The 11,417-nt window shown below is 72.5% G+C and carries 11 protein-coding genes; 6 read left to right on the top strand and 5 right to left on the bottom strand.

Going from position 1 to position 11,417, the window contains the following annotated elements:
• Positions 1–136: 136 nt before the first annotated feature.
• The 3 genes from CCN56_RS04325 to CCN56_RS04315 all read left to right on the top strand — a co-directional run bounded on the left by CCN56_RS04325 (position 137) and on the right by CCN56_RS04315 (position 4,195).
• Complete coding sequence (locus CCN56_RS04325; protein ID WP_086823796.1) at positions 137–1,198, top strand: rod shape-determining protein; 1,062 nt, start codon at positions 137–139, stop codon at positions 1,196–1,198.
• Between the two features lie 44 nt (positions 1,199–1,242).
• Positions 1,243–2,784 (top strand): GAF domain-containing protein, encoded by a 1,542-nt coding sequence (locus tag CCN56_RS04320; RefSeq protein WP_086823794.1) that lies wholly within the window; start codon positions 1,243–1,245, stop codon positions 2,782–2,784.
• Between the two features lie 226 nt (positions 2,785–3,010).
• The gene (locus CCN56_RS04315; protein WP_086823799.1) at positions 3,011–4,195 is read left to right on the top strand and encodes a NarK/NasA family nitrate transporter; all 1,185 of its coding nucleotides are present in this window, start codon (positions 3,011–3,013) and stop codon (positions 4,193–4,195) included.
• Positions 4,196–4,202: 7 nt separating this feature from the next.
• On the opposite strand, the gene CCN56_RS04310 is transcribed toward CCN56_RS04315, so the two are convergent.
• Positions 4,203–4,841: a response regulator transcription factor gene (locus tag CCN56_RS04310; RefSeq protein WP_086823792.1), complete on the bottom strand. Its 639-nt coding sequence runs from the start codon at positions 4,839–4,841 to the stop codon at positions 4,203–4,205.
• Positions 4,842–4,879: 38 nt separating this feature from the next.
• A complete protein-coding gene (locus CCN56_RS04305; RefSeq protein ID WP_086823777.1) occupies positions 4,880–6,094 on the bottom strand; it encodes a sensor histidine kinase in 1,215 nt (404 codons plus the stop codon).
• Between the two features lie 176 nt (positions 6,095–6,270).
• On the opposite strand from CCN56_RS04305, the gene CCN56_RS44190 reads away from it, so the two are divergent.
• Positions 6,271–6,894, top strand: coding sequence for a hypothetical protein (locus CCN56_RS44190; RefSeq protein ID WP_256961725.1), 624 nt, complete (start codon positions 6,271–6,273; stop codon positions 6,892–6,894).
• Here CCN56_RS44190 and CCN56_RS04295 read toward each other — a convergent pair.
• The 3 genes from CCN56_RS04295 to CCN56_RS04285 all read right to left on the bottom strand — a co-directional run bounded on the left by CCN56_RS04295 (position 6,797) and on the right by CCN56_RS04285 (position 9,171).
• Positions 6,797–7,993 carry an MFS transporter gene (locus CCN56_RS04295; RefSeq protein ID WP_373412818.1) on the bottom strand — a complete coding sequence of 399 codons (1,197 nt, stop codon included), beginning with the start codon at positions 7,991–7,993 and terminating at the stop codon, positions 6,797–6,799. The genes CCN56_RS44190 and CCN56_RS04295 overlap by 98 nt on opposite strands.
• A gap of 89 nt (positions 7,994–8,082) precedes the next feature.
• Positions 8,083–8,535, bottom strand: a complete 453-nt coding sequence (locus CCN56_RS04290) for a GNAT family N-acetyltransferase (protein ID WP_086823773.1) — start codon at positions 8,533–8,535, stop codon at positions 8,083–8,085.
• Between the two features lie 126 nt (positions 8,536–8,661).
• Positions 8,662–9,171: a MarR family winged helix-turn-helix transcriptional regulator gene (locus CCN56_RS04285; protein WP_086823771.1), complete on the bottom strand. Its 510-nt coding sequence runs from the start codon at positions 9,169–9,171 to the stop codon at positions 8,662–8,664.
• 114 nt (positions 9,172–9,285) lie between these two features.
• Here CCN56_RS04285 and CCN56_RS04280 point away from each other — a divergent pair, with 114 nt between their 5' ends.
• Positions 9,286–9,702 (top strand): organic hydroperoxide resistance protein, encoded by a 417-nt coding sequence (locus CCN56_RS04280; protein WP_041129101.1) that lies wholly within the window; start codon positions 9,286–9,288, stop codon positions 9,700–9,702.
• Between the two features lie 318 nt (positions 9,703–10,020).
• Positions 10,021–11,417, top strand: a 1,397-nt coding sequence (locus CCN56_RS04275; RefSeq protein WP_086823769.1) for a phosphocholine-specific phospholipase C, incomplete at its 3' end; no start/stop codon positions are given.

Genomic DNA, 11,417 nt, shown 5'->3' with positions numbered 1-11,417 from the left:
CCGTGCCGGAGCCCCGGGCGGCGCAGCCCAGCGCGCGCCGCGCCCCGGACGGCCGGACGATGCGAACAGGACCGCGAATCGCGACCCGCCTCGCGACCCCTCGCCCGTGCCAGCACCGCACTCCGGAGGATCCGCCGTGACCGTCAGCCTTGAGCAGCTGCGTCGTTGCCATGTCGCCGTCGACCTGGGTGCCGCCCGCACCCGGGTCTTCGTGAAGGGCACCGGACTCGTCGTCGACGAGCCGAGCGTCGCCGCCGTCAACACCCGTACCGGAGCGCTGATCGCCGTCGGCGCGCTCGCCGAGAAGATGACCGGCCGCACCCCCGACTACATCCGGGTCGTCCGCCCGGTCTCGGGCGGCACGGTCGTCGACATCGAGATGGCGCAGCGGATGCTCCGTCACCTCCTCGGCGAGAAGCTCCGCCGGCAGCTGCGCCGCAAGCCCCGGCTGCGCGCGGCCGCCTGCACCCCGCACGACAGCGACCCGCTGGCGCAGCGCGCCGCCGTGGAGACCCTCGTCGGTCTCGGGGCGCGCCGGGTCGAGCTGGTCGACACCCTGATCGCGGCGGCCGTGGGCTGCGGGCTGCCCGTGGAGCAGCCGACGGCGACCATGATCCTGGTGTGCGGGGCGGCGACCACACAGGTCGCGGTGCTGTCGCTCGGCGCGATCGTCACGGCCGAGCGGATGCCGGTCGGCGGCGACGCCATCGACCACGCCGTCATCCAGCACCTGCGCCACCACCACGAGCTGATGCTGCCGAGCCAGTCGGTGCGCCCGCTGCAACTGGCCCTCAGCGGCAACGGCCTGACGGCGCAGGGGCCCGCCTGGACGGAGATCCACGGCCGGGACGTCGCCACGGGCCTGGCCCGTTCGGTGACCGTCGACACCGCCGCCGTGCGGGACGCGATCCACACCCCGCTGACGGCGGTCCTCGACGGCATCGGGAAGGTGCTGCGGGACTGCCCGCCGGACCTGGTGGCCGACCTCGCGGACCGCGGGATCATGATGGTGGGCGGCAGCGCCCTGCTGCCGGGCCTGGACCAGATGCTGCGCGAGGCGACCGGGATGCCGGTGCACATCGCCGAACGGCCGGACGTGTGCGCGGTCCTGGGGCTCGGCGCGATGCTGGAGGGCAAGGTCCAGCCGATGATCCTCGACCCGCTGGCGGAGCGGGACCCGCTCGCCGACGAGGACTGAACGACGATCGCCCGAAAACGGATGGTTCGTACGACAATGAGACCATGACGATCATGGACGAGGGTGCCGAGGCCACGGACGCGGAGGACGCCCCCCGCCTGCCCATGCTGCTCGAAGCGGTCCTCGGCGTCGGCACGGACCTCGAACTCCGCACCACCCTCCAGCACATCGTGGACTCCGCCACCGAGCTGACCGGAGCCCGCTACGGGGCGCTCGGGGTCGTCGACCCCGAGCGCCACCGCCTCACCGAGCTCTTCACCTCCGGTGTGACGGACGAGGAGCGGCAGCGGATCGGGCACCTCCCCGACGGCCGCGCCGGGCTGATCGGCGCCCTGATCCGGGACCGGCAGCCGCTGCGGCTCGACGACCTGACGGCCGACCCGCGCTCCTCCGGCGTGCCCGCGGGCCACCCGGAGATGCGCACCTTCCTCGGCGTCCCGATCCGGGTGCACACCGAGGTCTTCGGCAATCTGTACCTCACCGAGAAGCGCGCGGGCTCCTTCACCGAGGAGGACCTCGCCCTGCTGCGGGTCCTCGCCTCCCAGGCCGGGATCGCCATCGGCAACGCCCGCCTGTACGAGACGGCCCGGCAGCGGGAGCGGTGGATCGAGGGCGCGGCCGCGGTGACCACGGCCCTGCTCACCGGCGCCACCGCCGAGAACGCCCTGACGACCGTCGCCGAGCGGGCCCGCGTCCTCGCCGACGCCTCGGCCGGCGTGGTCCTCCAGCCCACCGAGGAGGGCGGGATGGAGATCGTCGCCGCCTCCACCCTGGACGACCCGGGTGACCTGGTCGGCACGACGATCGCGCCCGGCTCCCCCGTCCTGGTGCAACTCCTCGGCGGGGAGCCGGTGTTCGTCGAGGACTCGGCGACCGACCCCCGGATGACGACGCACGTACGGTCCCGCTTCGGCCCGTCGATGATGCTGCCGCTGCAGAGCGGCGGGAAGCTCATCGGCACCCTCGCCCTGCCCCGGCGGCGCGGCGGCGCGCCCTACTCGGCGGTGGACCGGCTGCTCGCCTCGCAGTTCGCCTCGCAGGCGGCGCTCGCGCTCGTCCTCGCGGACGCGCGGCACGACCGGGAGCGGCTCGCGGTCTTCGAGGACCGCGACCGGATCGCCCGTGACCTGCACGACCTGGTGGTGCAGCGGCTGTTCGCCACGGAGATGATGCTGGAGTCCACCCGGCGGCGGGCGGCCGGCTCCTCCGAGGAGAACGCGCTGCTCGGCCGGGCGGTGGACGAACTGGACTCGACGATCCAGGAGGTCCGGACGACCATCTTCGCGCTCCAGCAGCCGCCGGCGGACGCGCCGACCTCCTTCCGGGGGCGGGTGCTGCGCGAGACCGGCGGGGCCGCGGTCCTGCTCGGCTTCCAGCCGTCCGTGCACTTCGCCGGGGCGGTCGACACGCTCGTCGACGAGGAGACCGCGGGCAGGCTCCTCGCCGTACTGCGCGGGGCGCTCGCGGCGGCGCACCGGCGGCCCGGGGTCGGCGCGATCACGGTCGAGGTGTCGGCGGGGGCCGCCGGCGCCCGACTGCGCGTGGAGGACGACGGCACGCCGCCGACGACGGTGAGCTGGCCCTGAGCCGTACGGCCGACCGAGGACGACGGCACGGAGCCGACCACGGTGACCTGGCCCCGCCCCGTACGGCCCGACCGGGGACGACGGCACGGAGCCGACCACGGTGACCTGGCCCCGAGCCCCCCGTACGGAGTAGCCCGACGCGCCGAGCGGCTGCCTCCGGATCTTGACTGATGACGTGACCACCGAGACCAAGCCCCCGACAGCGGCGGCCTACCGCAATCTGGTGATGGCCACCATCGGCTTCACGCTCACCTTCTGGGCGTGGAACCTGATCGCACCGCTCGCGAGCTGGTACGGCGACCGCCTGGAACTCAGCTCCTTCCAGCAGTCGTTCCTCGTCGCGGTTCCCGTCCTGGTCGGCTCGATCGGCCGCGTGCCGGCGGGAGCCCTGACCGACCGGTACGGAGCGAAGAGGATGTTCCCGCTCGTCTCGGCGCTGACCATCGTCCCCGTGCTGCTGCTGATCGTGGTCAAGGACAGCTACGGTCTGATGCTGGTCGTCGCCTTCCTCCTCGGTCTGGGCGGCACGACGTTCGCCATCGGCATCCCGCTGGTCAACTCCTGGTTCCCGCCCGCCAAGCGCGGTCTCGCGCTCGGCGTGTTCGGCATGGGCATGGGCGGCGTGGCGCTCTCCGGCTACTTCACGCCCCGGATCGCCAAGCACGGCGAGAACCTGCCGTTCGTCGTGGTGGCGATCGCGCTGGCGGGGTACGCGGTGCTCGCCGCCTTCCTGATCACGGACCGCCCTGACCGCCCGGTGCCGACGGCCTCCCTCGCGTCGCGGCTGGGCTCGGCGGGCCGGCTGCGGGTGACGTGGGAGCTGTCGGCGCTGTACGCGATCGGCTTCGGCGGCATCGTCGCGTTCGGCGTCTACCTGCCGACGTACCTGAAGACCTGGTACGAGCTGGACCCGACGGACGCGGGCACCAAGGCCGCCGGATTCGCCCTGGTCACGGTCGTCTTCCGGCCGATCGGCGGCTGGCTCTCCGACCGGATCCACCCGGCGCTCGTGACGGCCGCCGCGCTCGGCACGGCGGCCCTGTTCGCGATCGTCCAGGCCTTCGACCCGCCGCTGTACCCGGGCGGCACGATCGCCCTGCTCGTCATGGCGGCCGGACTCGGCACGGCGAGCGGCTCCGTGTTCGCCCTGGTCTCCCAGGTCACCCCGCAGGCCCAGGTGGGCAGCGTGACCGGCATCGTCGGCGCGACGGGCGGCCTCGGCGGGTTCGTGCCGCCGCTGGTGATGGGCGCGATCTACAGCGCGAAGGGTTCGTACTCGATCGGCTTCATGCTGCTGTCGGACCTGGCGCTGGCGGGGTGCGTGTACGCGTACGGGCGGATGCGGGGGATCCGCCCGGGCGGCGAGACCCCGGACCCGAAGCCGGCCGAGGTCACGGCCGGCCGCCCGTAGCAGCGCCTCAGGCGCCCACGCCCAGGAAGCGCAGGACGGCCAGGACCCGACGGTGGTCGGCGTCCGCCTTGGGCAGGTCGAGTTTGGCGAGGATGCTGTTGATGTGCTTGGCGACCGCGCTCTCGCTGACGACGAGCTGGGCCGCGATGCCCGCGTTGGAGCGGCCCTCGGCCATGAGGGAGAGCACCTCGCTCTCGCGGGCCGTCAGCCGTTCCAGCGGATCGTTCGACCGCCGTACGAGAAGCTGGGCGACGACCTGCGGATCGAGCGCCGTGCCGCCGTCCGCGACCCGCCGCAGCGCCTCGATGAACTCCTCGACGTCCGCGACCCGCTGCTTGAGCAGATAGCCCACGCCGCTGGTGTGGGCGGCGAGCAGGTCGGCCGCGTAGCGCTCCTCGACGTACTGCGAGAGCAGCAGCACGGCGGTCGAGGGCCGGTTGCGGCGGATCGACAGCGCGGCGCGCACTCCCTCGTCCGTGAAGCCCGGCGGCATCCGGACGTCCACCACCGCGAGTTCGGGCCCGTGCTCCTCGACCGCGGCGAGGAGCCCCTCGGCGTCGCCCACCTCGGCGGCCACCTGGAAGCCGGCCATCTCGACCACCTTGACCAGGCCCATCCGCAACAGGACGGAGTCCTCGGCGATCACCGCACGTCGTGTCCGGGGCTCCTCCCGCCCCGCGTACTTCAGCTCTGACACGGCAGATCCACGCTCATCATGGTCGGTCCCCCCACCGGGCTGTTCATCCGGAACGTTCCGTCGACGGACCGCACGCGCTGGGCGAGTCCCGTCAGGCCGCTTCCCTTGGCGGGGTCGGCCCCGCCCAGGCCGTCGTCCGCGATCACCACCCGCAGTATCCCGCCCAGCCGGGTGACCGTCACATCGGCCCGGGTCGCCTCGGGTGCGTGCTTGGCGACGTTCGTCAGCGCCTCGGAGACCACGAAGTACGCGACCGCCTCGACCGCGGGCGCCGGCCGTCGGGGCAGGTCCGTCCTCAGCCGTACGGGCAGCGGGGCGCGGGCCGCGAGTCCGGACAGGGCCGCGTCCAGGCCGAGTTCGTCCAGGACGGCGGGGTGAAGGCCGCGCACGAGGCTGCTCAGCTCCTCGATCGCCTCCTTCGCCTCCCGGTGCGCCGCGTCGATCACCTCGCGCGCCTCGGGCGGCAGATCGACGAGCGTGGCCCTGGCTATGCCGAGGTTGAGCGCCAGCGACACGAGACGCTGCTGCGCTCCGTCGTGCAGGTCCCGTTCGATGCGCCGCCGTTCCGCGTCGGCGGCGTCGACCGCGCCGGCCCGGCTCTCGGTGAGGTCCTCGACCCGCCGCGCCAGGTCCTCCTCCCGGCTGCGGCCGAGCAGGGCGGGGACCACCTCGCTCTCCAGGCGCACGAGGGCGGCGGCCAGGTACGGGACGGCCGCCAGCACGAGCAGTCCCGCGACGGAGACGTACGCGGCCTGCGTGGAGTATTCGGGGTGCTCGATCCGCCATTTCCAGGGGATCGCGTAGACCCACACCGTGGTCAGCGAGGTGGCGAGGCCGGCCGTGATCAGCGCCACCACCAGCGTTTCGAGCCCGCCGAACAGCATCCCGGCCAGGAAGTGGTAGCCGAACTGGCGCCAGGGCCGCCGCCACCCCGGGCGGGGGATGTCGATGCCGAGCAGCCGCCGGAAACGCCAGCGCTGGGCCACGGTCAGCGCCGGCACGCAGAGCACCGTCAACACGACCGTGATCCCCAGGCCGATCGGCCAGCCTCCGTCCGCTCCCGCGACGCTCTCCCACACGAAGCCGAAGACCACGAACAGCAGGAGCCCCATGAGGAGATGGAGCGGCGCCCCCACAGCGAGGAAGGACGCGTCGCGCGTCAGACGGGTGAGCGCCCGCCGCAGCCGGGTCCGGATCTTCATGCCCCCACGGTAGGCGCCGGTCTCCACGGCCTGCCATGAACCTGTCGTCCGCATCGGGGGTGTATCCAGTGCCACCCCAGGACGGACAGCGGTGTTACTGACTCCGGAGGGCGGCGGAAGGAGGGTTGATCACGAGCCCGACGGCCGGGTTCCCGACATCGGAAGGGACCTCCGACATGGCTCTCGCCTCCCTCATCCCCCTGCCGACCGACGGCAGTCGCCCTTCTCCCGGCGTCCCGCGCCTCAGCCGCGTCCGCCGTCTGCAGGGCCGTGCACTCGTGGGCGCGGGCCTCACCCTGCTGCCCTGGCTCGGCTACCTCGCCGGTACGCTCCCGCCCGCCGAGGCCGCCGCCTGGGTCACCCTCGACGCCCTGGAGGCCGCCGCGCTGCTCACCGCCGGCAGCCGGCTGCTGCGCGGCGACGCCCGGCACCGCGCGCCCGCGGCAGCCGCCGCGGTGCTCCTCCTCGCGGACGCCTGCGTCGACCTCGCCACCGCCGCCGCAGGACCGGAACTTGCCGTCGCCGTCGCCATGGCCGTGTGCGCGGAACTTCCCCTCGCGGCCCTGTGCGCGGTGGTCGCCGCGCGCCCGCCGCGGACCCGAACCGGGCCAGTGGTGCGCCACCTGGACGCGCTGCCCCGCAACGGCACGGGCAAGGTCATGAACAAGGCCCTGCCCGTGCCGTGGTGCGGGAGCGGCGGGGTCACGGCGTCGGGTCGTGGGCGTCGTAGCGGCGGAATCCGCGCCCGTACAGGGCGAGGAGTCCGATCGCGAGGACGCAGGCGATCCCGCCGCCGGTGATGGCGACCGTGGGTGAGGTGAGGTCGGCGACGGAGCCCGCGAGGAAGTCGCCGAGCCGGGGCCCGCCCGCGACGACCACGATGAAGACGCCCTGGAGCCGGCCGCGCATCTCGTCCGGGGCGGCGACCTGCATCATCGTGTTCCGGAAGATCATCGAGACGGTGTCGGAGTAGCCGGCGAGGGCGAGCAGGAGCAGCCCGAGCCAGAGGTTCCGGGTGAGTCCGAAGACGGCGATGGCGGTGCCCCAGGCGGCGACGGCGAGGAGGATCGCCTGCCCGTGGTGGCGGATGCGGCCCTGCCAGCCGGAGAGGACCCCGCCGAGGAGCGCCCCGAACGCGGGCGCGGCGACGAGGAGTCCGGTGGTCTTCGCGTCGCCGCCGAACCAGAGGACGGCGACGGCCGGGAACAGGGCGCGCGGGTGGGCGAGGATCATCGCGCAGAAGTCCGAGAAGAACGTCATGCGCAGGTTGGGACGGGTGGCGAGGAACCGCAGCCCGTCGAGCACGGAGGCCCTCTTGCCGCCGGTCCGCTCCGGGAGCATGGACGGCAGTCGCCACATCGCGTACAGGCTCGCGGTGAAGGCGACGGCGTCGACGAAGTACGCGGTCTGGTAGCCGGCGAGGCCGACGATCAGGCCGCCGAGGCTCGGCCCGACGAGCGTGCCGAAGGTCATGACCATCGAGTTGAGCGCGTTGGCGGCGCGCAGCTGCTCGGGCGGCAGGAGCCGGGGGATCATCGAGGAGCGGGCGGGCGCGTTGAGCGCGGTGCACACGGCCTGGAGGGCGACGATCCCGTACAGGAACCAGACGTGGTGGAAGCCGGCGAACGCGGCACCGGCGAGGGCGATGGAGAGCACGGCGGAGCCGCTGGCGCTGGCGAGGCCGAGCTTGCGGCGGTCGACGGTGTCGGCGATGGCGCCGCCGTACAGGCCGAAGACGACGAGCGGGACGAGGGAGAAGAGGCCGACGAGCCCGACGGAGAAGGGCGAGCGGGTGATGTCGTACACCTGGAGGGAGATGGCGAGCGACGTCATGCCCTGGCCGACCCAGGAGACGGTGCTGCCGAACCAGAGGCGGCGGAAGTGCGCGGAGGTGCGCAGCGGGGTGAGGTCGGCGAAGACCTTGCGGCGGTCCTGCGCCTGCTCCTGCTCCCGGCCGCCCTGGGTGTCCGGGGTGTCCTGGGTGGCGGTCACGCGACGTCGTACCGCAGCTCGGGGCGCTCCCAGTGGATGCGTCCGGTGGGCCGTACGGTGCCGGTGCGGACGGCGCCGGTCCGCAGGTAGAACTCCTCGGCGGGCGGGTGCGCGACGACCCGCACGGAGCCGAGCCCGGCGGCCCTGGCCCGCTCGGTCATGTGCTCCATGAGGAGCCGGCCTATGCCGAGTCCCTGGGCCGCGTCGGCGACGAACGCGAGGTCGAGCTCGGCCTCGTCGACGAGGAGCGCGTAGAACCCGAGGACGCGGCCGCCGTCACCGTCGTCGACGGCGACGTAGACGGGGTGGTGCTCGATGTACGGGCCGCCGACCTGGTAGCCCTCGACCATGGCGGCGTAGTCGCCCCGGTAGGCCCCTGAGGTCCGGACGAGCCGGGTCAGCCGTGGGGAGTCGTCGGCGGTGGCGCGCCGGATGGTGATGTCGGACATGAGGCGAGTATAGGAGCGGGTGCGGCTGATGCTCCTTACAATTTAGTGAACGCGCGTACGTACGCGACGCCTCCGCGACCGGTGGCGTCCCGGAGAACCGGCGGCGCCCTGGAGACCGGTGGCGCCCTAGAGACCCGTGGTGCCCTGGAGACCGGTCGCACAGGAGGCCAGGTCGTCCGGGTCGACGGCGTCGAGCCGGACGGCGAGCGCGTCGAGCCGCTCCCGCAGATCGCGGATCTCCTCGAGACCGAGGCCTGTGGCGGCGGCGATCCGGCGCGGCACGCCGAGGGCCTTCTCGCGCAGGGCGGTGCCGTCGCCGGTGAGGCGGACGGTGACGGACCGCTCGTCCTCGGGGCTGCGGCGGCGCTCGACGTGCCCGGCCGCTTCGAGCCTCTTGAGCAGCGGTGACAGGGTCCCGGAGTCGAGCCGCAGCCGCTCGCCGATGCCCTTCACGGGCAGCTCGCCGTGCTCCCAGAGCACGAGCATGACGAGGTACTGCGGATAGGTGAGCCCGAGCTCCTTGAGGGCCTCGCGGTAGACGCCGTTGAAGGCGCGGGTCGCCGCGTGCAGCGAGAAGCAGATCTGGTGGTCGAGCCGGAGGAAGTCCTCGTCCGGGACCGTGTCGAGCGTCTCCATGGCTCCAGGATACGCGAGGACCCTCACACGCGATTAAGTTGTGCACAACTAAATCGTGCGCTACAAATAAGTGGCCACCACTTCCCGGAACCCGGACAGGACGGAAGAACACCCATGGACGCGATCTACACCGCCGTCGCCACCGCCAACGGCCGCGAGGGCCGCGCCGTCAGCTCCGACGGCCACATCGACCTCCCCCTCGCCCACCCGCAGGCCCTCGGCGGCAACGGTCAGGGCACCAACCCCGAGCAGCTCTTCGCCGCCGGGTACGCGGCCTGCTTCGCCAGCGCCATGGGCGTGGTCGCCCGCCAGGAGAAGATCGACATCTCCGAGGCCTCCGTCACCGCCGAGGTCTCGATCGGCAAGGACCCGGCGGACGGCGGCTTCGGCCTCGCGGTCGTGATGCGCGCCGAGTTCCCCGACCACCTCCAGGGCGAGGCGGGCCTCGCGCTCCTGAAGAAGACGCACGCGTTCTGCCCGTACTCGAAGGCCACCCGCGGGAACATCGAGGTCGAGCTCGTCGTCGAGTAGTTCGCCGGCTCGCCGGTTCGCCGGTTCGCCGGTTCGCCGGTTCGCCGGTTCGCCGGTTCGCCGAGCAGTTCAGCGAGTGGTTTTCTGTTGGTTCACGCGCGCCCCCGGAGGTCAATGACCCACCGGGGGCGTTCGGTTGTGAGTTTTCACGTTCGGGCACGGGGGGTTCGCTTGGCGTACGGCGGGCAGTCATGGAACGGCCGCCGGGCCGTGGTCCACGGGCGCTCTCCTTTGGGGCGCCCGTCGGCCGGGCCCGTCCGGCCGTGCGCGCACCCGCACCCCCACCGTTCGCACGCATCCCCGGAGGACAACTCCCCCATGGCCGACCTCAATCGCCGCCGGTTTCTCCAGCTGACCGGCGGCGCCGCCGCGTTCACGATGCTCTCGGAGAGCATCGCCCGCGCCGCCGCGATACCGGCGCAGGGATCAACCGGCACGATCCAGGACATCGAGCACATCGTCGTCCTGATGCAGGAGAATCGTTCCTTCGACCACTATTTCGGGGCGATGAAGGGCGTACGGGGCTTCGGCGACCCGCGTCCGGTCACCCTGCCCAGCGGGAAGTCGGTCTGGAACCAGGAGGACAACTCCGGGAACACCACCCTGCCCTTCCGGCCGACCAGCGACAAGCTGGGCATGGAGTACCTCCAGGGCCTGAACCACGACTGGCAGGGCGGCCAGAGCGCCTGGAACAAGGGCAAGTACAACAACTGGATCCCGGCCAAGACCAAGGCCACGATGGCGCACCTCACCCGCGAGGACATCCCGTTCCACTACGCGCTCGCCGACGCCTTCACCATCTGCGACGCGTACCACTGCTCGTTCATCGGCGCGACCGACCCCAACCGCTACTACATGTGGACCGGTTACGTCGGCAACGACGGCACGGGCGGCGGCCCCGTCCTGAACAACGCCGAGGCGGGCTACGGCTGGACCACCTACCCCGAGCGCCTGGAGGCGGCGGGCGTCTCCTGGAAGGTCTACCAGGACATCGGCGACGGCCTGAACGCGGCCGGCTCGTGGGGCTGGATCAACGACGCCTTCCGCGGCAACTACGGCGACAACTCCCTCCTCTACTTCAACACCTACCGGAACGCGCAGCCGGGCAGCCCGCTGTACGACAAGGCCCGCACCGGCACGAACGCCAAGGCGGGCGAGGGCTACTTCGACAGGCTCCGGGCCGACGTACAGGCGGGCACCCTCCCCCAGATCTCCTGGATCGCCGCCCCCGAGGCCTTCTCGGAACACGCCAACTGGCCCGCCAACTACGGCGCCTGGTACATCGCGCAGGTCCTGGACGCACTGACCTCGAACCCGGACGTGTGGGCCCGTACCGCCCTGTTCATCACGTACGACGAGAACGACGGCTTCTTCGACCACGTGGTCCCGCCGTTCGTCCCCGGCGACTCCTCCTGGGGCAAGTCCACGGTCGCCACCTCCCTGGACTGGTTCAACGGCAAGGTCGGCTACGCGGCCGGCCCCTACGGCCTGGGCCCGCGCGTCCCGATGATCGTCGTCTCCCCCTGGTCCAAGGGCGGCTACACCTGCTCCGAGACCTTCGACCACACCTCGGTCATCCGCTTCATGGAGAGCCGCTTCGGGGTGCGCGAGCCCAACATCTCGCCCTGGCGCCGGGCGATCTGCGGCGACCTGACCTCGGCCTTCGACTTCACGCGCACGGACACGCAGCCGGCCGCGCTGCCGCCGACGGCCGG

The organism is Streptomyces sp. NRRL B-24572 (assembly GCF_002156145.1).
Lineage (GTDB): Bacteria > Actinomycetota > Actinomycetes > Streptomycetales > Streptomycetaceae > Streptomyces > Streptomyces vietnamensis.
This window is presented reverse-complemented; position numbering and strand designations above follow the sequence as displayed.